We start from the raw sequence: 23,459 nt of genomic DNA, 5'->3' as shown, positions 1-23,459 counted from the left end.
GTGTTAATTGCCGACATTACGGCGCTACTATAGCAAAAAACTCAGAGTTTTAGCGTTGGCGATTACAGTGAAACATTGACCCACTACAAGCAACTCAATACTTTCAGGCCAACTTTACAATGGTTTGAAAGCGACCCTGGCGATCAAAATAAATCCGGAAGCGGCCATGTATGCCGCTATGGGTGACAAAAGGCGTGAGCAACTTGGTAGGAAATTGCACACTTTTACCATCATCCGTATAGGCGAATACCTTGTTGACTTGGCCACGATACGTGGCCAACCATCGGTCTTCGTCTATATGAATGGTTAAATCAACGTGATTGACCGCCATGTAAGGTACTTTGCGTTAAGTCCACTAACTCTCTTAACGCAACAGTATACATGGTAAATTCTGGTTCACTAGCCGTTGCCACCTCTCTCACCACTTTAAACCAACGATCCACTAGCGCTTTATTATTGTGCACCCAGGCGGCAATGAGCGTTTCGGCATCAATCTTTCTACCTTCTGCTAAGCCAAGTACGTTAACCGTAATCTGCCGCTGCTGAGCCTCTAAATCGTCGCGTAACGACTCTCGTGCTAGTGCCTGCCAATGCGACGAAATGGTTAAATTGGCAATTTGGCTGTAAAACTGATCCAAGCCAAGTCGCTCACCCAAAGTAAAATAGACCTTCGCCACTTGAATCAAAGGCAAATCAGCCGTTTTGGCGACCGCTATGACCGACAGACCACTATAAGACAACTCCGTCGCTGCTACTTCTTTTGCTAGCGCATCGGGCACCGATTCAGCCACCCAGTCTTTTTGTCGCTGTAACCATTTATCTTGCAAGTCACCCACCACAATATTACTGAGCTCTTGGCGTAAATCGGCCAACGGCTTACAGTATGCTTCTAACAGCGCTGGCATGTCGAAATCTTGGCGATGATTGCGGATGAGCCAACGAGAGGCATGGCGAACCATGCGCGAGAGGCGCAGCATCATCGCCGATTGCACATCACTACTAACTTGATAATCCAACGCTTCAACTTGCTGCCAAACCCGACTTAAATCAAACAGCTGGCGGGCTAATAAGTAGGCTTTTGCGACATCTACAGCGTTACAGCCAGTCGACTCAAGTAGCCGTTGGGCAAATGCCAAACTCATGTGGTTATATATATCGTTGGCTAGTTGCGTTGAGGCCATTTCAACCCTGAGCTGGTGTTGGCCAGCGGCTTTGGGGAAGCGTTCCAACAAAGCTTTCGGGAAGGTTTTATCCCCCTCAAGCAACAGTTGCTCATTATTGTCTAACTGCAGTTCAATGAGCTGCTCTTTCATCTCATTTTTGCCATAGGCAATCAGAACCGCTAATTCTGGCCTGGTTAAGCCCAAGCCTCGAGATTTACGTTCTAATAACTCGTCATCAGCTGGCAGGAACTCCAGTTCTCGATCCAATCGGCCAGATTCTTCGAAGTACTGAATTAAGCGCCTATGCTCATCTACTCGCACTGTCGCTTCAGCATAAGCGTTTGAAAGCGCTTGCGTTTGGCGATAGTTACTAATCAATACTAGGTCGGCAACATCGTCAGTAAGTGCCTCTAATAACTCATTGCGTTGTTTTACCGTTAGATCACCATGACTCACCTGCTCATTGAGCAGGATTTTCATATTGACCTCATGGTCTGAGCAGTCAACCCCGCCAGCATTGTCGATAAAATCACTAAAGCAGCTACCCCCTTTTTGGCTAAATTCAATACGCGCTAGCTGGGTTAGGCCAAGGTTGCCACCCTCACCAATTACCTTGCAGCGCAATTCATTGGCATTGACCCTTAGTGCATCATTGGCTTTATCACCCACTTGCGCATGACTTTCTGATGAGGCTTTTATGTAAGTGCCGATACCGCCATTCCATATTAAGTCAATCGGAGCTTTTAACGCCGCCGAAATCACATCATTTGGCGGCAAGGTGACGGGCTTATCACCTAGGCCTAGCGCCTTGGCTGCTTCACTCGATAGTTTGATCGATTTAGCCGAGCGGCTATACACCCCACCCCCTTTAGAAATAATCTTTTCATTGTAGTCCTGCCACGTAGAGCGCGGTAAATCAAACAGTCGCTGGCGCTCTTTGAACGACAACTCAGGATTCGGGTCTGGATCAATAAAAATATGCATATGGTTAAAGGCGGCCACTAACTTGATCGATTTGGACCTAAGCAAACCATTGCCGAACACATCGCCACCCATATCGCCGATGCCAACGACGGTCACAGGGTCTTGTTGAACGTTTACGCCAAGCTCGCGAAAATGCCTTTGCACCGACACCCATGCGCCGCGGGCGGTAATACCCATTTTCTTATGGTCATAACCATTTGAACCACCTGAGGCAAAGGCGTCCCCCAACCAGAACTGATATTGATCGGCAACTGAGTTGGCAATATCGGAGAAGGTTGCCGTGCCTTTATCAGCCGCCACCACAAGATATGGGTCTTGTTCATCTAAGCGCACAACATTTTCTGGCGTGACAACCTCACCATCAATAATGTTATCGGTAATATCCAGCAACCCGCGGATAAAACTTTGATAGCAGGCAATCCCTTCTTCCATAAACGCCTCTCGCCCGCCGTTCGTTGGCAGCTGCTTGGCAATAAATCCACCTTTGGCACCGACTGGCACAATCACAGAGTTTTTCACCTGCTGTGCTTTAACAAGCCCTAAGACTTCAGTGCGGAAGTCTTCCTCGCGGTCAGACCACCGCAAGCCGCCACGCGCCACCTTGCCAAAGCGCAGATGAACGCCTTCAATTCTTGGTGAATAAACAAATATTTCAAATAGTGGATGTGGTTTCGGCACATCCGAAATCATGCCAGGCTTGAGCTTGTAGCTCACATTGCTGTACACCCCATGATTAGCAGGTAGATAGAAGTTAGTGCGCTGGCAAGCATTGATGATTTCTATATATTTGCGAAAGATGCGATCTTCGTTGATATTCTCAACGGCTTCTAGAGCTTCATTGAGTGTTGCCAATGCGGCGTCACTTCTGCCGTAGCGCTGCGGATGAAAGCGTGCTTCAAATAAAGCCACCAGTTTATCGGTGATATCACTATGAGATAACAAGGTATGGGCGATATATTGCTCGGACAAACCAAACTGAATCTGCTTCATATATTTGGCGAACGAGCGCAGCATCACCACATTGCGCCACGACACCTGGGCGCTCAACACTAGGCGGTTAAAGGCATCACTATCTGTGATACCCTGCCATGCAGCGATAAATGCCTCGGCAAATTGGTCACGAAGTTGGTCGACATCAATGTTTGGGTTGACCTCATAAGACACTGACAGATCATAAATCCAAACCTTCCGCTCCTCACCAATAGGGTAAGGAAACTCATCAATTACCCGTAAACCAAGGTTCTCAAGCACTGGGATTAGATCGGACAGTACCAGCTCACCTAGGTGATAAATTTTAATTTTCAGGCCGCTGTCACTGCCATAGTTTCGGTAGAAGTTAATCAACAGTGGGTTGCTATCGTTTAGGTTTTCAATTCGAAGAATGTCTGCCACAGCAACTCGGGCGGCAAACTTTTCTTGATAAGCCAAACTGAAGTCGTTGGCGTAGCGCTGAAACAGCGCCATGCCCTGCTCTTCACCTTGGCTATCAATCAAACTGGTTAATAAATCATCACTCCACTGACGAGCAATTTCTTTTACCCGCATGCGCAGCGAAGGCAAGTCTACGTCTGCCTCGGCTACCGGATGCGCTAAGCGAATCACAAAACGAATACGCGCCAGAACCGACTCAGCAAACCAGGTATTAAAATCTATATCCGTCGCAGGTAGGTGCTCCGCTAAGGCCTGCTGAATTTGCAAGCGCATGCGCGTGTTGTAAATATCTCTTGGGGCGTAAACCAGCACGGTTGCGAACTTGCCATACGGGTCAATATGGGTGAATAACTTGAGTTGTTTACGCTCCTGTACGTTCACCACAGCATTGGCCGTGTACTCAATTTCATTCACCGTGTTGAGGAACAAATCATCAATAGGAAAAGTATTCAGTGTTTGCCAAAGCTCTTTGTAATAATGACTGCCTTGTGAGTACTTCGAACGGCGCAAAATCAGTTCAAGCTTCTTGCGTACAATCGGAATGGTAAAAGGTGAGCCATAATAAACCGCTGAGGTGAACAGCCCCAGAAAACGCCAACCTCCAATCACATTACCGGCTGCGTCTAGGTGTTTAATCACCACATAATCTGACCACGCAGGGCGATGCACACTGGATTTAACGCCAGATTTAGCAAAGTTGATCAGATTATTATTTTTAATGCTTTTAACGTGATCTTTGCTTAAGCCAGCGAACTCAAGCACCCGTTTTTCACGGCCAGCAAATAGACCCAGGCTCGACTGCGGATCTGACACCATGCCTGCATCGGTAACTTGGTAATAATCACAGGCTAAAAACGTAAAGTGGTTGTTGCGCAACCACTGCACAAAAGCTAATGCTTCTTTCTTCTCAGTCGCTTTAATCGCACTGTCATTAATTGCACTTTCTGCTGTTGTCAGCGTATCGAGAATGGCAGAAAAATCGTTCACCACAGTTTGCACTTGTTGCAACACATCGGTGACATGCTTGGTAATGTCGTCTAACTGACCGGACTGTGAACACTTGTCGATTTCCATGTAAACCAACAGCTCATTAGCGTCGCCTTCAACCGCTTGTAACGCGCCTGCTTTGCTTCGCTTTAAACCAAGTTCCGCATGGAAAATTCGATGAATATTATTGCCCGACTCATTGATCGCGATTCGCAGGGAGTCAATTACGAAGGGCACATTGCGCACATTAACGATAATAATCGAATGCTTGCTCTGCCATTCATGCTGCTCAACATCTGGGTTAAACACTAATAAATTAAAGGGTTCAGTGCGCTTTGCACACAGCTGCCACAACGTTCGAGACAACCCGAGTAGATCCTGCTGATCAAACTCGGCTAGCTCATCGCGGGCAACGTAGTCAAAAACACTAGCTACGAAGTTTTGCACCGCAGCTTGTTGTTTGGCTGGGTACATAGGTGCTAAACGCTCTGCTAGCGCGGCGATCATTTGCGGTTTGCTGACTGAACCCATTTACACTTCCCCTCTATTTCGCTTAATTAGCAGTCTAGATGAAAGCAACAACTTTGCAGCCTTTGCCGTAACATTCTTTTACATGATGATTTTCAGTAGTTGTTACGCCTAGGTTTTTATGCGCTAAACACATCTACATAGAGTAAAAACACAAGTAGCACAGCAACACCCACTAAAAACCATATATCGCCGAATAGCCACAGAATCAGCGGCATCGACAGATAAATGCATCGCATACCGAACGTGTAGTGGCGCGCACCGGAGGCGAGAATGCGACACAACATGCGTGAGATTTTTTCGTCACTGTGCTCTGCGGTTGCGGACACTTCTGACAAATAACCTGAGTGGTTAAACGCTCGCAAACACAAAGAAAAATTTAAAAAAGCAATCACAAATGTGAATGCCACAATAAACAATTTGTATGAAGCGCTGTCTAACTCTGTTATGTGAATAGCGCCATCTAGATGATTATTAAAGGTTACGCTTAATAATCCACTAGCGATCAATAACGAGGCCGACGCTAAAAAGGTTGCCGACATATTCCAGTTGCGCAAAGTTTGCACAGCAAGAATGCTGTTTTTGCTACGAATCTGTCCAATCCAAAGCATGCGCATCTGAGCAAGTTTAGTTTGAGTTGTTTCTATCCAGCGCAACTTTGCAAAGCTAAACAACAAAAAATGGTAGATGAACATGAGTGCTAAATAACCGGCAAACCATTGGATTAGCATCAAAAATGTCTCCTGTAAAAGCGGCGAATGATTTTGTGATACCACTCGCTATTAAGCCGATATATCCAATTACCCCACTTCACTTTACCACTGGCAATAACAATATCATCACGGCCTTTCTCGATTGCATGTAGAGCTAGTTTAGCCACTTTCTCTGGCGAGTTGCCAGAGGCCAACTCATCATCTATTTTGCCGTAGGCTTCGCCAGAGCCGGTCAGTGCTGACCGGGCAAGCTCAGTGGCGATAAAATCTGGGCTAATTACGCTCACCCGCACCCCTCTAGCGTGGACTTCGCTGCGCAAACAGTCCATCCAACCGCCAATGGCATGTTTAGAAGCAGCGTACGACGCGCGCCCTGGCGACCCAAGTTTGCCAGCCATGCTAGAAACCGTGATGACATGGCCACCATGGCTCATCATATGAGGTAACGCACAGCAGGTAAGTAGGCGTGGCGAAAAATAATTGATATCAAATAGTCGTTGGTCAGTCGCGCGGCTAGTATCGGCAATAAACGCTCGCTGTGACATGCCAGCATTATTAATCAACACCTGTGGTTGGCCATACCTAGCGCTGATCTCGGCGTATTGGCTTTCAATTTCGTCAATATTGGCCAGATCCACGACAGCATAGCCTAAGCAATTCGTTAGCGAACTAGCTGCCGCCCGAAGCTTGGCCTCGTTGCGTGCTAACAACACTATTTTTGCGCCTTGTTGATCAAGCAAAGTGGCAAGCGCTAACCCCAGACCAGACGAGCCACCAGTCACCCACACAATTTTGTTGCGCCACATAAATTACCTCTTTACCTAAAATGCTAGTTTACCATAGGCTTGGCAATCTAACGCAATCAGCGCCGTTGCTGCGCAATCCAATATGCGCTTGAATGCTGCATATTTTTCACCCGCTCGAGCAATTTGGTTTTATGGCTGGCAGCTGACGTCACATTCGCTTAATATATGCCGCCTTGTTAACTGACGTAACCGGCGACCTTTTACTGAATGAAAGCACATAAGATTGAGCAAGCACCGATCCCAATGCGCAAAGTTGGGCCGGTAAAAATCATCGGGCCAGAGGTCAACGATGAGTTGTGGATGCCACTGGCAACCTATGAAAGCCCTTTATGGCCTTCGGTAGGCCGTGGTGCGCGCGTAACCAAACTCGCCGGCGGTATTCATTGCACCGTTGTTGACGAACGAATGAGTCGCTCCATTGTTGTGCAAGCCGATAACGCTTCCGTATTGGCCAATGTATGGCAGCAAGTGAGTCAACAAATCGATCGAATTAACGAAGAAGTGGTGAGCAAAACCTCACGCTTCGCTCGGCTGATTGATATCCATCCGCAGTTTGTTGGCAACCTGCTATATCTGCGCTTGGAATACTTAACCGGTGACGCATCCGGTCATAACATGGTGACACTTGCCTCTGAGCATGTACAAACCTGGTTATTAACAGAGCACCCAAGCCTTAAGTATGTTTCCATTTCTGCCAATTACTGCACGGATAAAAAAGTATCAGCAGTAAATGGTATCTTGGGGCGCGGCAAAAATGTTGTTGCCGAAGTCACCATACCGCGAGAGTTGGTTGAGCGCCGATTAAAGTCGACGCCGGAAAAAATTGTTGATTTACACATCAAGAAAAACCTCATTGGCACCAACCTAGCTGGTGGCTTGCGCTCGGCTAATGCACATGCGGCAAATATGTTGTTGGCGTTTTATCTGGCCACCGGCCAAGATGCCGCCAACATTGTAGAAGGCTCGCAATGCATTGTTCATTGTGAGGTGGTCGCCGGCGACCTGTATTTTTCTGTAAGCATGCCAAACTTAATCGTCGGTTCGGTTGGCAATGGCAAAGGCATAGACTTTGTTGAACGCAACCTAGCTGAGTTAGGCTGCAAAGAAAACCGCGAGCCAGGCGCCAATGCGCGCAGATTGGCCGTTATTTGTGCTTGCAGCGTACTGTGTGGAGAGTTGTCATTAATGGCAGCCCAAACGAACCCTGGGGAGCTCATGCAGTCGCACGTAAATATGGAGCGTGGATGATTAACGAGCGTAAAGTTGAACATATACGCCTAATTGAACAAGACGCACAGATAGAGCGCCAAGGTGGAGGCTTTGAACGCGTGCGCCTAAATCATCGCGCGTTGCCAGAGTTAGATTTTGATGCCATTGATTTATCCAGTGAACTACTCGGCTATTCGTTGAGCGCACCATTACTTATTTCCTCGATGACCGGCGGCGATCATGCATTAATCGGCAAGATTAACCGCAACCTTGCCGAGGCGGCAAACGAATGTGGCATCGCCATGGCGGTTGGCTCACAACGCGTGATGATCAAGCATGAAGGCGCGGCAGAGAGCTTTCGCTTGCGCCAATATGCACCCGATGTACCGTTAATCGCCAATGTTGGCGCAGTGCAGTTAAACTATGGGTTTGGCCTAGAAGAAGTACGTCGCTGTGTGGATACGCTGCAGGCAGATGCCCTGTACCTTCATTTAAATCCACTACAGGAGGCGATTCAGCCCGAAGGTGATCGCAATTTTAGTGGCCTAATCGACAAAATTGCTAACTTAGTTGCCCAGCTTGACATCCCAGTATTTGCCAAAGAAGTTGGCTGTGGACTCAACCCGCAAGACATCGAATCCTTGACATCAATCGGCGTTAAGCATATTGATGTTGCCGGTCAAGGCGGCACGTCGTGGTCGCGTATTGAACACCACCGCGCACAAAGTGCTGGTAGTAATAATGATTTAGGCATAGTGTTTCAAGATTGGGGCCATGACACGGTAGACTCCCTGTTGTATGCCCAAGCTTTTGCTGACCGGGCACACATTATTGCCAGTGGCGGCATACGCAGCCCTATCGATGTGTGTAAAGCTCTCGTACTAGGGGCGCAAACGGTTGGCATGGCGGCACCATTTTTAAAGCCAGCCATGGTATCGACAGATGCTGTGGTGACAGAAATAAAAAGGTATAAACAAGGCCTGCAAACTGCCATGTTTTTACTAGGATGCCCGTCAGTGCAATCACTGATTGGCAATAACAAGTATTTGACGCAAACAAGATTACAGTGAATAAGATGGTTCGCGTAGGCATTGATCGTATCGCATTTTATACAAGTAACCAGTTCGTTGCACTCAAGGACGTAGCTGAGCACAACCAAATTGACCCAGACAAATTTGCTTTGGGAATTTGGCAAGAGAACATGGCTGTCGCGAGTGTCGACGAAGATGCCGTGACGCTGGCAGCCAATGCAGCGGAAACCATCTTCGCAGACGGAAGCATTGCTCGCCAAGTCGACCAGTTATTGTTCGCCACCGAAAGTGGCGTAGACCAGTCTAAAGCGGGCGGTGTTTATATCCGCCGCTTACTAGGGTTGAACCAAAACTGTCGTGTCGTTGAGCTTAAACAAGCGTGTTACAGCGCAACGGCTGGCTTGCAAATGGCCCTGGCGCAAATTCGTGCCAATCCGTCACTACGAATATTGCTCATCGCCAGCGACATTGCTCGCTACGGCCTTGGTACGCCTGGCGAAGCAACCCAGGGCTGTGGTGCTGTGGCTATGTTGCTGACGGCCAACCCAAGCATTCTGGCTATTGACGAAGTCGCAGGCTTACATTCCGATGATGTGATGGACTTCTGGCGGCCTAATTACTCCGACACAGCATTAGTGGATGGCAAGTATTCAACCAAGGTGTACTTAAACACTTTAAAAGCCTGCATTGCTGACTACCAAGCGCGTGGCGGCGAGTTAGAGTTCCAACATCTGTGTTATCACCTTCCGTTTAGCCGCATGGCTGAAAAAGCGCACAAAACTTTTTGCCGCGAAAGTGGCAACCGATACCAGGTTGAAGCGTTCGAGCAAAATATTGCAGCGGGCTTGATATACAACCGCACAATTGGCAACTCTTATACTGCGTCGCTTTATATTGCCCTAGCCTCGCTGCTCGACAATCAAGAAGTCGAAGCGAATGCTCGCATTGGGTTATTTAGCTTTGGCTCGGGGTGCATGGGCGAGTTAATGAGTGCAACTGTGGTAGCAGGCTACCGTGATGCCCTGTATAGCAAAGCACATCATCAAATGCTTAGCGAACGCACGCAAATGACTTATGCAGACTATGAAGCGGCATTTACTTATGGGTATGTAGTGGACGGTTCGGAACAAGTTCTACCCAAGCAAACTACCGGTGCCTATCGTTTAGCCAAGATCGATCAACACCAGCGTCATTATGAGCCGACTAACTGCTAGGTGCCCCGGTAAACTCATTATTACCGGAGAGCATTCAGTTGTTTACCAACAGCCAGCCATCGCGCTGGCTGTTTGCCGTTACAGCTATGCATCATGGCAACCCAGTACGTCCAACGCGCTAGATGTTTGTTTAACTGATTTAGACCAGCAAGCGCATTTTGCCAACCCAGCTAACCTCAATGCTCAGCTTGCGGCGAGACATCAGGCGTTTCTAGCCGACCAACACCCACTGCCACTATGCAGTGCGACTGAATTAGTTGGCGCTACCAGTACTACCGGCGGCACCCTAGCAGTACGCAGCGAGCTACCAACCGGCAGTGGCATGGGGTCATCTGCGTCGGTGATCGGTGCCTGCTTGAAGGCACAAAATGCTGATCAAAAAAACGTCGACTTACTTGCGAAAGCGACTGAATTAGAAAATTACCAGCACGGGCGGAGCAGCGGCTTAGATGTACGAACCTGTATATTAGGTGGCGTGCAAACCCTTAACCTGAACACGCGCACACAGTGCGATATTCCGCCTGCTCTGGTGATTCATACTGGCCCTCCTAAAGCCAGTACCGGTGAAGTGGTATCCTTTGTACGCCACCAACCAGCAAGCGTATGGGACGATTTTGGCGCCGTTAGTCAGGCCATCGCCAATGCAATAACTAACCAGTTTAACCAAGTCGACTTTTTTAAAGCAGTCAAAGCAAATCACCGCTTATTATGTGCCATAGGTGTGGTGCCACCAGCCGTACAAGCAATCATCAAACATATCGAATCCCTTGGCGGCGTGGCTAAAATCGCCGGTGCGGGCTGCCACCAAGGCGATCAGGCAGGCATCATCATTGCCTGGGGTATAAATAAGTTAGATAGCAAGCTACCACAGTTTATTGCGCAACCTGACTGGCAGGGAGCAACCCTTTTATGATTATCACCTCGGCACCTGGTAGCACCATGCTGCTTGGTGAACATGCTGTTTTATACGGTCATCGAGCACTTGTGCTCGCAGTTGACCAGCGCCTCACCGTTACTTTAGTGCCCAGAGCCGATGAGCAAATCATTATCTCCTCGGCGCTCGGTCGCGTTTCGGGCTCTGTGCGGCAACTTCCAGCCAGTCAGGCACTTGGTTTTGTATGCCAAGCCATTGCCCACTGCAAGCCAGCTCAGGGCTTTGAGATTGCGATCGACTCACAAATTTCTCACACGGTAGGTCTTTCTTCATCCGCTGCTGTTACCGCAGCAACCTTGGCCGCCCTGTACGCTTACCAGGGTAGCCAAATATCTCAGGCGCAACTTCTCACCCATACCGTTGCCGTAATTCGTGCTGTGCAAGGGCGAGGTTCGGGTGCTGATGCAGCTGCCTGTGTATACGGCGGTGCCGTGGCTTACAATGCCGAGAAAATTGTCGCAGAAAAGGCAGAATTTAGTGCACCCTTTGCTCTCTACTACCTTGGCTATAAAACACCAACACCAGACGTACTCAAGCGCGTAGCGCTTTGGCAAAACTCAGCCCCAACAAGCTACCAACATATTTACCAAGGCATGGGAATGCTGGTTGAAGAAGGACTAGCTCAATGTGCCAAGCAAGACATAACAGGGCTTGCCAGAGTGATGCGCCAGTACCAGGGTTATATGCATGCCCTTGGCGTTACAGATAGTGAAACACTTAAACTGTTAGCTGAGCTTGCTAGCGATGAACGTTGCCTAGCGGCAAAAATTTCCGGCTCTGGTTTGGGTGACTGCGTGCTGGCACTGGGCGACAACCTTCCGAAACTTACCTATCAGCATCTAGCAGTAGCAAGCACAGATATTGGAGTGACCGTTGAACAAAGCTGACTTCTTAAGCGCCACGCTCGCAGGGCGGCGCATTCAACCCATGCAAGCATCTGGCAGCCAATTCGCGCCGGTAAATATCGCGTTGGGTAAATACTGGGGCAAACGCAATATCCCCGGCAACTTACCGACCAATGACAGCTTGTCTATCACTTTGCCAAACCATGGCTCTACGACCACTATTACTGCCAGCGAAACCGACCTGGTCATTCTTAATGGCAAACAGGTTAATCCAGAGCATGCGTTCTATCGCCGCCTTTTCGAGTTTCTCGACGCACTAGATGGCAATCGCCCTCGCCTGCGTGTAGAAACCAATAATAATATTGCCACAGCAGCAGGCTTGGCTTCTTCGGCGTCGGGCTTTGCGGCACTCATTGGTGCGCTAAACGACCTGTGCCAATGGCAACTAACCGATACTGAATGGTCAATATTGGCGCGCATTGGCAGTGGTTCAGCGTGTCGCTCCATCGCCAATGGCTTTGTACGCTGGCATCGCGGCGAGCGAGATAATGGCAAAGATAGTTTTGCCCAACCAATCGACCAACCAATGCCAAACCTTGCCATTGGTCTACTAACACTAACCGATGCTGAAAAGCCGATTGGCTCTACTGCGGGCATGAAGCAAACCCTAGCAACCTGTCCACTCTTTAACTCATGGCCGCAGTTCGCCAATGCTTCGGTTGAGCGTATTGCTCAGTATATTGAAACGGGTGATTTGATCGCCCTGCTCAATGAAGCTGAGCACAACGCCATGACAATGCATGCCACCATGATTGCGACAAACCCAAGCATTTTGTACTGGCAACCAGAGTCGGTTGCAACCATGCACAAGGTACGCGCCTTGCGCAGCGATGGCTTAGATGTGTATTTAACCATGGATGCAGGGCCGAATGTTAAGCTGTTATTCGATCGGCGCCAGCAAGCGGATGTTCTCGCGGCCTTTCCTAACGCGGAACTGATTTTGCCGTTTGAGCACGCTTAGTTGTTAGCATAAAGCCAAACGTTCTTATAATCGCGCTGTGATTTTAATTACAAAACGTTATGATGGCAGCCAAATTTGTGAGGAATAAGTTATGAGTCAGTCACTTGCCGAAATCAACAAAACGTTTGCTAATGCCACCCCGCAAGAGATCATTGAATGGGCGGTTAAGCAGGACGGTAAGATTATTGTAACGACCAACTTCCGCCCGCAGGAAGCCGTTATCCTGCATATGGCAGTGCAAGCTAAGCCAGACATTGAAGTACTCTGGGTGGATTCTGGGTACAACCTAGCAAACACTTATCGTTTCGCCGACAAAGTCATCGAGCAACTGGGTCTAAATATTTCGGTTTACGCACCCAAGGTGACCGCAGCTCGTCGTGATGCTGTGATGGATGGCATTCCAATGGTTGACGACCCCGCCCACGAGCTATTTACCGAACAATTTAAGCTCGAGCCGTTTCGTCGCGCCATGAATGAAATCAAACCAGACCTATGGCTGACCGCAGTACGGCGCGAGCAAACTGAGTTCCGCCAAAACATGGAGTATGTGAGCGAAACGGCCTCTGGCGCACTTAAAGTCGCACCACTGCTAGATTGGACGGATGCTCAAATGCAAGCCTATTTGGCCGAACACAATTTGCCGGATGAGCAGAAATACTTCGACCCAACCAAGGCAGAAGCCAATCGCGAATGTGGCTTGCACACTCAGCTGTAGTGGCCTTGCCGTGGGCTCCGGGGTATCGCCGCAGGTAAACGATTCAGCAGTCGTTTGCCGCCAAAGGCGTAATTATCGAAAAATGATTTGCAAAAAAAATGCGCCTCGCAAGGCGCATTTTTTATTGTTTTCACCAGCGAGTCTATTTCGCCCGTTTCTCTTGCTCTTCAGCAAAAGCTTTAAGTCGATCAATGGTAATTTTTGCCAGCTCATCGGCTTTAAATTTGGACAAGAAAGCGTTGCAGCCCACCTTCTCTGCCATGGCATCATTAAAGCTGCCGCTCATCGACGTATGTAGAATCACATAAAGGTCTTTCAGGCGGCTGTCTTGGCGGATTTCAGTGGTAAATCGGTAGCCATCCATCACCGGCATTTCAGCATCAGTAATGACCATTAGTAGCTGGTCATGCAACTTTCCTTCTTGTTCGGTAGCCCACTTTTGCAACAGATTAAGCCCCTCTTCGCCGTTATTGCACGTATGCACAACTAAACCAAGCGATCTCAACGTCGCTCTAGCTTGCGAAATAGCGGTTGGCGAATCGTCGACCATGAGTACGGTTTTCCCTTTCGCCAGCTCTGGTGTGTAATCTTCAGTAATTTCAGCAGACACATCGCTTCGGCTAGGTTGCACCTCGGCGAGCACTTTTTCAACGTCGATAATCTCAACAATTTCATCATCCACATGGGTAACAGCCGTTAAATAATGCTCTCGACCAGCACCACTTGGCGGTGGGCGCACACTGTCCCAGTTCAAATTGACGATGCGATCAACACCACCGACCAAAAACGCCTGCACTGTGCTGTTGTATTCCGAAACAATCACCGTTGAATCTTCGGTGATCGGCACGGGTTTTAAGTGAATCGCGCGAGCCAGGTCATATACAGGTATGGCACGGCCACGCAAATGAATCACCCCTACAACATTTGGGTGCGCGCCGGGCATCACCGTCATTTTTGGCAGCGTTAGCACTTCCTGTACTTTAAATACATTGATCGCAAATCGTTGGCGGCCGCTTAGGCGAAACATCAAAATCTCAAATCGGTTTTGACCCACCAGTTGAGTACGGCTATCGACTGATTTTAAAAGCTCGGACATCGTCACATTCCTACGGCTGATCGGGTGAGCGCATAACTCATAACATGAGTCTAGACCCTTATGCACAATGCACTAAATATTCTGCAAAAAAACTGGCTGAAACAGTCGCTTCAGCAACTTATTAGAGGGGTTATCGGCAGGTTGGCGAAAACATTAAAAAAGCGACCAAATGGTCGCTTTATAGACTCTGCTTGCTCAGGCTAGTTAAACTCAGACGTGCCAGTACAGCGGCCCCATTCACAGGTCCACAACCAACGGGAGTCATTGCAGCTGCTCACATACCACTCAACACTTTGGTCAATCACTACTGTTTCAACCTTGGCATTGCTGCATTGCGCATCTTTCGCTGCGCGCTCTACCGTGATAAACGATTTGCCGTACAAACGCCCTTCTTCATCGATATAAGCACCACGTTGGGCTTTAATATCGTTTGGCAGGGTAAGTTGCAGCGTGGATAGCGTATCAAAGTCTTTACCAGCAATATCACGTGAGCCCGTAGCAAACGAATTCAACTCACGGGCACAAGAGCGCGGCCCTGCTGCGACGACCGAGTCTACTTTTTGTTTGGCTTGCGCCGAGCGGTGCTCATAAAGCGCCATGGCTGCCAAGGCGCCTTGGTCATGATCACGAACCGTTCGATTGTTGCGCAGCATATCAACTAGGCTCATCTCGGCTGCACGCACAAGGCCTTCATTGCGGTTAATCCAAGTGGTTAGGGCGCGATTGGCTAGCCCTTCAAGCTGTGGATCAAGGTCGCAGCGTTGGGACAACTCAACCACATAAGCATGCTCGGATAACACAGTTTCAATTGAGGCACTATTTGGGTGGCTTGGTAGCGTACTGCAACCAACCATTAAAACAGGGGCTGCCGCTAAAACCAGACGCTTTAACATCCTGACTCCTTAATTGGGATGACTCACTAAAAATGTTTGCAGACCATTATAGTCGAAAGGCCACCCCAATTCCGCATTGTTATCGCAGACCACAGGAATTCGGATACCATATTTTTCGACTAGTTCATCATCTAAGGCAATATCAACATGTTCGTAGCCTGAAATTAAGCCGGCATTGACCGCTTGATCAAGTAGCGCTTGCGCCAACTCACAAAGGTGACAGCCGTCTGTGTGCATCAGTTTAACCATGAACTACCTCGCAAAAGCGAGTATGCTACCCCTTGCTCATATTAGTTAGCAAATCTCTTACATCATTTAGCAACTGACCTCGGGTGTCATTCATCTCTGGTCGCATTTCTAGTAAGTCTACTGGTAGCAGTTTATCGAAGCCTGCTTGCTCGCTGTCTTTTGCCGCACCCATCACTTGCTCAACAAATTGAGCCAATGGCGACAACCCTTGTGGTAAACGTTTCGCACCAGATGCTTCACCATAAGCCGATGCCATTGTTGTGGTTTCGCGCAAGTTAAGCGACAAACTAGCCAATTCGGTACCACCAATATCCAGCTCTTTTGCCAATTCAAAGGCACTATCTAACTCGCCATTAAAAAAGCGATTCGCGATCGAGCCAACTTGATTAATGATGTCATTTAAGGCCGACTTTTCCTGCTCGGATAAGTTGCCCGAGACCGAAAATTGTAATGCACCCGCTTGCTCTAGCTGCCAACGCCCTAGCAATTGTTGGTTGTCGCCACGTAATTGTGAAATTGCTTCACGATCCTGCAACAAACTGATTTGCACTTGATCGCCATCGCGCGTGCGCACCATTAGGTTTAGTGACTGATTATTTCTAAAATAACCTTGGCTAACAAAACCACCTTCTTGCTCAGCTTTTGCGAGCTTTTGTTTATCGGTCAGGCTGCTGTAGTCATCTTCTTGGATGGCGGACTTGATATCATCGAGCGTATCACCAATTTTCTGTGTCAGCTTAGGTGACAGCTGATTCATTTCATCTAGGTCTTTCAACGCCTGACCAAAGCCTTGTTCAACTCCTTTTAGCGCTTGCTGCTTGAGTGATTGAATCTCTGATTCATCCACGCCTCGCTGGCGCGCTTCGGCTAGGGCTTTTGAAACATGGCTAAGCACAGCTTCTTTGACCTTAGCGCCATCGAACTTCTCTGCCGCGTCGGTTTTATTAAGGTTTACCTTCACATCATCAGACGCTTTTGGCGTTTGTTGAGCGGTGCTGGTTTCGGAACTCAGCTTTTTATTTTGACCCATATTTGCCTGCTCGGGGGTAACCGGCGGCTTGCCAATGGGAACATTTGGGCCGTCTACTTTCATGACTGCCTCCTACTTTTATGGTCTGCAACGACTCTATCGGCCAACTTAAATATAACTTTAGCGATGAATTTAAGATTTTTTTTCATTAAACTAGCACTAATTAGTGATAACTGGGATAGATAATGGCAAAGCTTGATCCACTGATCGTGTTTACCACAGTTGTAAAGGCAAACAACTTTACCAATGCTGCACACCAACTAGGGCTGACACCCTCGGCGGTGAGCAAGCAAATTAGCTTTCTCGAAGATCGCCTAGGCGTGAGGCTGCTAAACCGCACCACCCGCTCGGTTAGCCCCACAGAAGCTGGGCAACTGTTCTATAACCGCTGCTCTAAAATTCTAGAAGACCTAGAAGAAGCAGAGCACATGGTACGTGATTTGGAAACATCGCCACGCGGCACCATTAAAATCACCGCCACGCCAACCTTTGGCCGCTCAATGTTAATGAAGATTTTCGCTGAGTTTGTCAAAGACTACCCAGACGTAAGTTTTGATTTGCAACTTGCCGACCGCTCACTCGACCTAGTTCGTGAAGGCATTGACTTAGCTGTCCACCTTGGTTCTTTGCAAGACAGCCGCCTGGTGGCCCGCCCAGTAGCCAAGCAAAAAGTAATCATGACGGCTTCTAAAGACTATCTGACTCGTCGTGGGACACCCAAAGAACTCGCCGATTTAAAAAACCATGACATCTTAATGGTAAGTGGCATTGACTACGCCGAGCCTCGCTGGATTAAGCGTTTTCTAAAAGAAGCTGGCCTGCAAGACAAAGACAAGCGTTTTACCGTTAACGACCTAGATACCATGGCGGAAGCCTGCATGAATGGCATGGGCATCACGGTATTGCCGATTTATATGATTAAAGAAGACCTCGCAAGCGGCAAACTAGTGCATCTAATGCCTGAAGTCGTTTTCCCAGCGCGAACCATACATATCGTCTACCCTGAAAACCGCTACTTATCAGCTAAAAGTCGTGCGTTTATTGACTTTATGGTTGAGTACTTTGAAAACTACGAATTAAATTAACCCGTGCGCGCATCTAGCAAGATGAGCCTTGTTTTGCGAAAATGCGCCGCTCTACTCACCCGATAGGAATCTGCATGACGGCCCAAATCATCGATGGAAAAGCCATTGCACAATCGGTACGCAATCGCGTTAAAGACGAAGTTAAAAAGCTGCAAGCTGCCGGTCACCGAGTACCAGGGCTTGCCGTAGTGCTTGTTGGCTCAGACCCAGCAAGCCAAGTTTATGTAGGTAGCAAGCGCAAAGCCTGTGAAGAAGTTGGCTTTAGCTCGGTTGCTTACGACCTGCCAGCGCACACCAAACAAGATGAACTCAATGCTCTGATAGACCGGTTAAATAACGATGACACCATCGACGGCATCCTAGTTCAGTTCCCACTACCGGAGCAGCTTAACGAAGATGAAGTGCTGGAACGTATACGCCCAGATAAAGACGTTGATGGCTTCCACGCCTTTAATCTAGGCAAACTTGCTCAACGCCAGCCAGTTTTGGCGCCCTGCACGCCCAAGGGTGTTATGACCATGCTCAAAGAGTCTGGCATAGATGCGAAAGGCAAAGAGGCAGTCGTTATTGGTGCCTCTAACCACGTTGGCCGCCCTATGGGCTTAGAATTGCTATTAGCCGGTGCAACAGTCACCATCACCCACAAGTTCACCAAAGATTTACAAGCCCACGTTGAGCGCGCCGACATTGTTGTGGCGGCCGCTGGCATTGCAGGGTTAGTGAAGGGCGAATGGATTAAACCAGGCGCCGTCGTCATTGATGTAGGCATCCACCGTATGGCGGATGGCAAATTGTGCGGCGACGTAGAGTTTGACGTTGCGAAAGAACGAGCGTCAGCGATTTCGCCGGTGCCAGGTGGCGTAGGCCCTATGACAGTTGCCACACTTATTGAGAACACACTGCAAGCTTGCCGTGAACTACACCTAAAACTGGAGACAAAATAATGCCAGTCGTACAACTGCAAACCAATTTTGGCACCGTTAAAATTGAGCTATTTGAAGACAAAGCGCCAAAAACCGTAGCCAACTTCGTGAACTACGTAAAAGATGGCTTTTATGATGGCCTAATCTTCCACCGTGTTATTGACGGCTTTATGATTCAAGGTGGTGGTTTCACAGCAGATATGCAGCAAAAAACCACGGCCGAGCCAGTAGAGAACGAAGCTGACAATGGCGTATCGAACGAAGCAGGCACGATTGCTATGGCTCGCACCATGGACCCGCATTCAGCAACGGCCCAGTTCTTTATCAATGTCGCCGATAATGCGTTTCTAAACCACCGTGGTAAAACGATGGACGGTTGGGGTTACTGCGCATTTGGTAAAGTGACTGAAGGCATGGAAGTCGTTAACCAAATCAAAGGCGTTAAAACAGGCTTCCACGGCGGTCATCAAGACGTGCCAGTTGAATCAGTGATCATCGAAAAGGCCGAGCTAGTTTAATAGTGGCGTCTTACCTCATTGCAGATTTGCATCTTTCTGCCCAGCGCCCGGACCTAGTTCGGGCGTTTTGCCAATTCTGCCAGCAAATCTCGCTAGACGCGCAAGCGCTGTACATTCTGGGTGACCTCTTCGAGGCATGGATTGGCGACGACTATCAAGACGCAGCGATCGTGGAGATCAATCAATCACTGCTCAAACTTAAAAATGCCGGCTGCCAGCTCTACTTCATCCATGGCAATCGTGACTTCCTTGTAGGCGAGCAATACGCAAACCAAGTTGGCATCACAATCCTTAACTCCGACCAGGTTTACCCCATCGAGGACATCCAAGCAATCCTCGCCCACGGTGACGAATACTGCTGGGACGACACCAGCTACCAAAGGTTTCGCAAAGTTGTTCGCAACCCAGCCGTTCAATGGCTATACAACGCCCTACCCCTAGCCACGCGTCAGGCCATAGCCAACAAAGCCCGCCGCCAATCAAAAGCCGGACAAGCCAACAAAAGCATGCAAATAATGGACGTCACACCAGCCGCCATCACCGATGCTTTTGCAAGGCATAACCACTCTAGCAAAGCTGGACACCCAATAAATCTAATGATTCACGGACACACGCACCGACCTAATGTTCATACTGCAGAAAATACTCGAATAGTATTGGGCGATTGGGGCAAATCATTGTGGTATGTGTGTGTAACAGGGAGCAACTGGGAGCTCGTTGAGCAGCCGATCAAATGAGTTGCTTGGGTGTCCAAGTTTGAACCTCACCGAGCAACTCCAATCTATTTAAGCAGGAATACCGCTGTGGAAGCGGAACTGACGGTCGCTAGATAAAATCAACTCGGCTTCTTTTTCACGGAAGAAGGCCACACGATCATCGACGCTACCGCCTTGGGCTATTTCTGCGAGCTCTAGGTAATCCTCGAAATGACGGGCTTCTGAACGCAGTAGCGAATGGTAAAACTTACCGAGTTGATCGTCCAATACAGGCACCAACTTATTAAAGCGTTCACAAGAGCGCGCTTCAACAAAAGCGCCAATGATTAGTTTATCTACCAATCGTTCGGTCGTTGTGTTGCGAACATGCTTCATCAGTGCGGCAGCATAGCGACTAGCCGTCTGATGGCCATATTCAACCCCCCGTTCGCGCATGATTTTGATCACTTGCTCGAAGTGCAAAATCTCTTCACGTACAAGCTGCGACATTTTGTCGAGCAGCTCAGGAAATTCCGCATGACGATACATTAAGCTCATCGCACTGGCAGCCGCTTTGTGCTCGCACTGGGCATGGTCGATCAGCAACGTGGGCAATTCAGTAAGGGCCTTATCAACCCAAGCATCTGGCGTTTCACAGGCTAAAAAATCTTTAACGGGTTGCAGATCAACTTCGCGCATGGCTTACCTCATAATAGTCGACGCCAATTTTAACGATATCGCCTGCAAATTAAAGGGGAATAGGGCCAATTAACACGAGTTCTATAAACTACACGAACAAGCTAGGCAAAAAGCTGCGTAACTAACGAGTTACAATATTTCTTTTTCATCCCCCTCGACTGTTGAAACTTCGCTATCCTCGCTGCGCTACCAAGGGCTGTGTGCCCAACCTTTCCTAAACGAGTACACACAGTCTGCCATTGGTCGACACCAAACTTTAGCTGCGCCAACAATGGTGGTTGCCAACGATCAACGACGCCAGGTTTACCCAGGTGAATTTGTCGACTCGACCAATCTAATAGCTCCAAGTATTGATCATATGTGCAGGGTACTACGCATGAGTTAGCGTCTTTCGCGTTTCCTTCAAACGCAACCAAGGTAGATGGCATTGTCTCGCGATACTGGCTAGACACCTGCCCATGAATTCTTTCATAGATACCAGTAAACTCACAGTCTAAAACTCGGCTTGCAGTCTTTGCACGTATCGGGTTTAAATCAACATACACCATGGCCGCAAGCAACGCCCTTTCGTCTAGCAGTGGCTGAGATTTAAACCTTCCCTCCCAAAACCGGCCAGAGCAGTTGTCTTCAGCGTTGGCCTTGCGAGCAATATGCTCGTTTAAACACCGCATAAACCAAGATAAATCCTGCAAACGGGCCCGCCATAACTCAATGGTTGCCCGCGCAAGTTCAGCAACACTTTGGTCGCCCGCTAAGTAGCGCTCAACCAACTTATTACTTGCAAACACCACACACCACCGATCAACTATTTCTTGATCGCTCAAGCCTGCCGCCACTTTTAAGTTTACATGAAGGATCAAATGATAGTGATTGGACATAATCGCGTAACCGGCGACATCAATCGTGAACACGCTGCTAAGTAACCTAGCGCGCTCTATCACCCACTCTCTACGGTGCTCATACGATTGCTGAGTGCTATGATCGAAACCACAAAGAAATGCTTTTCGAACACACCTAGCAACTATGTGATACCAACATGTTTCGAACAACCTCACCTGCTCAGCTCTTGCTATCGTCATAATACCTACTCAACCTCAACTGATTACTGCGTGAGAATAGTATTCATATATACACTGATCAAATAAACAGCTGTGAAGAATTGTTAGAAAATGTGTTGGTGGGTAGCTTATAACAGTGTTCCATAGTCGGCGCACTATTGAAGCGCGCTTGCTATTGCCATTCGTTTCAACAGGTAAAAGCTGTCATTAAAGTACTTAAGTGCTTAAGTGTTTAACTTTTCAACTTTATAATCTTGGGTGTCCTACTTAAAACTCAGCTTTTCGTAAAACCCCAAAACTCCAAAGTTGGACCGAACTTGCCAAAGAAGTTGAAGAACGTTTGGGTGTCCAGCTTATCGTTTAAAAAGTTGAAGAACGTTTGGGTGTCCTGCTTATCGAAAAAAGTTGAAGAACGTTTGGGTGTCCAGCTTATCGCAGCTTATCGAGCTTATCGGGCGGAAAAACCTCAACAACTCAATCCCCCTGTACACCCCCACTAAAATCATTAAACTGCGCTGCTCAACTAAACCGAGGTGAACCATGGCACTTTTTCACGCTGAGCCAGAGCGCTACGATGAGCAGCTGACTGAAAAAATCGCAGAATTTGAGCAAACCTTTGCAGGGTTGCTGCCGAAAGGGCCTGAAGTGTTTACCTCGTCGCCAACGCACTACCGCATGCGTGCTGAATTCCGTATTTGGCAGGATGGTGATCGTTGTTATTACGCCATGTTTAATCCAGGGGATCCAAAAACGCCGGTAGAAATCACAACCTTCGACGTGGCGAACGAGAAGATTAACCAAGTTATGGTTGATTTACTTGCCGAGGTTCATGCTCATCCAGAAATTCTACGTTTTAAACTATTCCAGGTTGAGTTTTTAACCAGCACCACCGGCGATGTGCTGGTGTCGATGATTTACCATCGCAAACTGGACGACAGCTGGACCGAGGTAGCCAAAGAAGTTGAAAAACGTTTGGGTGTCCAGCTTATCGGGCGCTCGCGTAAGCAGCGCATTGTGGTTAGCCGTGACTATGTGAATGAAACACTGCATACCGATGCCGGTGCGTTTCATTACAAACAATACGAAAACAGTTTCACTCAGCCAAATGCCGAAGTTTGCCAAAAGATGATCAACTGGTCGCTTAAGCAGGCAAACAATCTAAGTGGCGATCTGCTCGAGCTATATTGCGGCATTGGTAACTTTACCTTACCGTTCGCCAAAGGCTTTGATCGAGTGGTTGCGAGTGAGATTTCTAAGAAGTCGGTTGCGGCAGCGAAAGAGAATCTAGCTGCGAACAACCTAGAAAACGTTCACGTTGCCCGCATGGCCAGTGAAGATTTTTCAGAGTGTTTCAACACCGGCAAACCACACAAACAACTACCTGACTTTGCTGACTATCAGTTCGATACGTTGTTTGTTGACCCGCCACGCGCTGGCCTAGACGACGAAACGGTGGCTTTGGCTCGTAAGTTTGAGCAAATCATCTACATTTCGTGTAATCCAACCACTGCGGCAGAAAACTGCAAAGCATTGGCGGACACCCATGAGATTGTTGAAGTGGCGGTATTTGACCAGTTCCCTTACACCCACCACTTAGAGTGCGGTTTGTTGTTGAAGAAGCGAAGCTAGAGC

22 protein-coding genes are annotated in these 23,459 nt (G+C 48.3%); 12 read left to right on the top strand and 10 right to left on the bottom strand.

The window, feature by feature from the left end:
* Positions 1–103 precede the first annotated feature (103 nt).
* The 4 genes from DUW71_RS07155 to DUW71_RS07140 all read right to left on the bottom strand — a co-directional run bounded on the left by DUW71_RS07155 (position 104) and on the right by DUW71_RS07140 (position 6,612).
* Positions 104–331, bottom strand: a complete 228-nt coding sequence (locus DUW71_RS07155) for a DUF2835 family protein (protein WP_119394566.1) — start codon at positions 329–331, stop codon at positions 104–106.
* A complete protein-coding gene (locus DUW71_RS07150; protein ID WP_119394565.1) occupies positions 312–5,096 on the bottom strand; it encodes an NAD-glutamate dehydrogenase in 4,785 nt (1,594 codons plus the stop codon). Before DUW71_RS07150 ends, DUW71_RS07155 begins: the two co-directional genes overlap by 20 nt.
* Before the next feature lie 116 nt (positions 5,097–5,212).
* Positions 5,213–5,824 (bottom strand): DUF599 domain-containing protein, encoded by a 612-nt coding sequence (locus tag DUW71_RS07145; protein WP_119394564.1) that lies wholly within the window; start codon positions 5,822–5,824, stop codon positions 5,213–5,215.
* Complete coding sequence (locus DUW71_RS07140; RefSeq protein ID WP_119394563.1) at positions 5,824–6,612, bottom strand: SDR family NAD(P)-dependent oxidoreductase; 789 nt, start codon at positions 6,610–6,612, stop codon at positions 5,824–5,826. The genes DUW71_RS07145 and DUW71_RS07140 overlap by 1 nt, the downstream gene beginning before the upstream one ends.
* Positions 6,613–6,819: 207 nt before the next feature.
* Between DUW71_RS07140 and DUW71_RS07135 the strand changes: the two genes are divergently transcribed.
* From DUW71_RS07135 to DUW71_RS07105, 7 genes are all read left to right on the top strand, one after another.
* Positions 6,820–7,860, top strand: coding sequence for a hydroxymethylglutaryl-CoA reductase (locus tag DUW71_RS07135; protein WP_119394562.1), 1,041 nt, complete (start codon positions 6,820–6,822; stop codon positions 7,858–7,860).
* On the top strand, positions 7,857–8,891 hold the full coding sequence (gene fni, locus DUW71_RS07130) for a type 2 isopentenyl-diphosphate Delta-isomerase (RefSeq protein ID WP_119394561.1): 1,035 nt from the start codon (positions 7,857–7,859) through the stop codon (positions 8,889–8,891). Before DUW71_RS07135 ends, fni begins: the two co-directional genes overlap by 4 nt.
* A 5-nt stretch (positions 8,892–8,896) precedes the next feature.
* Entirely contained in the window at positions 8,897–10,066 is a 1,170-nt protein-coding gene (locus DUW71_RS07125) for a hydroxymethylglutaryl-CoA synthase (RefSeq protein WP_119394560.1), read from the top strand.
* Positions 10,047–10,979, top strand: coding sequence for a mevalonate kinase family protein (locus DUW71_RS07120; RefSeq protein ID WP_119394559.1), 933 nt, complete (start codon positions 10,047–10,049; stop codon positions 10,977–10,979). The genes DUW71_RS07125 and DUW71_RS07120 overlap by 20 nt, the downstream gene beginning before the upstream one ends.
* Entirely contained in the window at positions 10,976–11,887 is a 912-nt protein-coding gene (gene mvk, locus DUW71_RS07115) for a mevalonate kinase (protein ID WP_119394558.1), read from the top strand. Before DUW71_RS07120 ends, mvk begins: the two co-directional genes overlap by 4 nt.
* Positions 11,874–12,866 carry a diphosphomevalonate decarboxylase gene (gene mvaD, locus DUW71_RS07110; protein ID WP_199671171.1) on the top strand — a complete coding sequence of 331 codons (993 nt, stop codon included), beginning with the start codon at positions 11,874–11,876 and terminating at the stop codon, positions 12,864–12,866. Before mvk ends, mvaD begins: the two co-directional genes overlap by 14 nt.
* A 91-nt stretch (positions 12,867–12,957) precedes the next feature.
* Positions 12,958–13,581, top strand: coding sequence for a phosphoadenosine phosphosulfate reductase domain-containing protein (locus DUW71_RS07105; RefSeq protein WP_119394557.1), 624 nt, complete (start codon positions 12,958–12,960; stop codon positions 13,579–13,581).
* A gap of 142 nt (positions 13,582–13,723) precedes the next feature.
* On the opposite strand, the gene DUW71_RS07100 is transcribed toward DUW71_RS07105, so the two are convergent.
* From DUW71_RS07100 to DUW71_RS07085, 4 genes are all read right to left on the bottom strand, one after another.
* Positions 13,724–14,677: a chemotaxis protein CheV gene (locus tag DUW71_RS07100; protein WP_119394556.1), complete on the bottom strand. Its 954-nt coding sequence runs from the start codon at positions 14,675–14,677 to the stop codon at positions 13,724–13,726.
* Positions 14,678–14,877: 200 nt separating this feature from the next.
* Complete coding sequence (locus DUW71_RS07095) at positions 14,878–15,570, bottom strand: hypothetical protein (protein ID WP_119394555.1); 693 nt, start codon at positions 15,568–15,570, stop codon at positions 14,878–14,880.
* A gap of 9 nt (positions 15,571–15,579) precedes the next feature.
* Entirely contained in the window at positions 15,580–15,819 is a 240-nt protein-coding gene (locus tag DUW71_RS07090) for a glutaredoxin family protein (RefSeq protein ID WP_119394554.1), read from the bottom strand.
* 25 nt (positions 15,820–15,844) lie between these two features.
* Complete coding sequence (locus DUW71_RS07085) at positions 15,845–16,912, bottom strand: DUF5610 domain-containing protein (RefSeq protein ID WP_119394553.1); 1,068 nt, start codon at positions 16,910–16,912, stop codon at positions 15,845–15,847.
* Between the two features lie 122 nt (positions 16,913–17,034).
* On the opposite strand from DUW71_RS07085, the gene DUW71_RS07080 reads away from it, so the two are divergent.
* The 4 genes from DUW71_RS07080 to DUW71_RS07065 all read left to right on the top strand — a co-directional run bounded on the left by DUW71_RS07080 (position 17,035) and on the right by DUW71_RS07065 (position 20,112).
* Complete coding sequence (locus DUW71_RS07080; protein ID WP_119394552.1) at positions 17,035–17,934, top strand: LysR family transcriptional regulator; 900 nt, start codon at positions 17,035–17,037, stop codon at positions 17,932–17,934.
* Positions 17,935–18,008: 74 nt separating this feature from the next.
* A complete protein-coding gene (folD, locus tag DUW71_RS07075; RefSeq protein ID WP_119394551.1) occupies positions 18,009–18,878 on the top strand; it encodes a bifunctional methylenetetrahydrofolate dehydrogenase/methenyltetrahydrofolate cyclohydrolase FolD in 870 nt (289 codons plus the stop codon).
* Positions 18,878–19,375, top strand: coding sequence for a peptidylprolyl isomerase (locus DUW71_RS07070; RefSeq protein WP_119394550.1), 498 nt, complete (start codon positions 18,878–18,880; stop codon positions 19,373–19,375). Before folD ends, DUW71_RS07070 begins: the two co-directional genes overlap by 1 nt.
* 2 nt (positions 19,376–19,377) lie before the next feature.
* A complete protein-coding gene (locus DUW71_RS07065; RefSeq protein WP_158583913.1) occupies positions 19,378–20,112 on the top strand; it encodes a UDP-2,3-diacylglucosamine diphosphatase in 735 nt (244 codons plus the stop codon).
* Between the two features lie 48 nt (positions 20,113–20,160).
* On the opposite strand, the gene miaE is transcribed toward DUW71_RS07065, so the two are convergent.
* Both miaE and DUW71_RS07055 read right to left on the bottom strand, forming a co-directional pair.
* The gene (gene miaE, locus DUW71_RS07060) at positions 20,161–20,769 is read right to left on the bottom strand and encodes a tRNA-(ms[2]io[6]A)-hydroxylase (RefSeq protein ID WP_119394548.1); all 609 of its coding nucleotides are present in this window, start codon (positions 20,767–20,769) and stop codon (positions 20,161–20,163) included.
* 101 nt (positions 20,770–20,870) lie between these two features.
* Positions 20,871–21,593: a transposase gene (locus DUW71_RS07055; protein WP_158583912.1), complete on the bottom strand. Its 723-nt coding sequence runs from the start codon at positions 21,591–21,593 to the stop codon at positions 20,871–20,873.
* 774 nt (positions 21,594–22,367) lie between these two features.
* Between DUW71_RS07055 and trmA the strand changes: the two genes are divergently transcribed.
* Complete coding sequence (trmA, locus tag DUW71_RS07050; protein ID WP_119394546.1) at positions 22,368–23,456, top strand: tRNA (uridine(54)-C5)-methyltransferase TrmA; 1,089 nt, start codon at positions 22,368–22,370, stop codon at positions 23,454–23,456.
* Positions 23,457–23,459 lie beyond the last annotated feature (3 nt).

Source organism: Salinibius halmophilus (genome assembly GCF_003577475.1).
In the GTDB taxonomy this organism is placed as follows: Bacteria; Pseudomonadota; Gammaproteobacteria; order Pseudomonadales; family Natronospirillaceae; genus Salinibius; species Salinibius halmophilus.
This window is presented reverse-complemented; position numbering and strand designations above follow the sequence as displayed.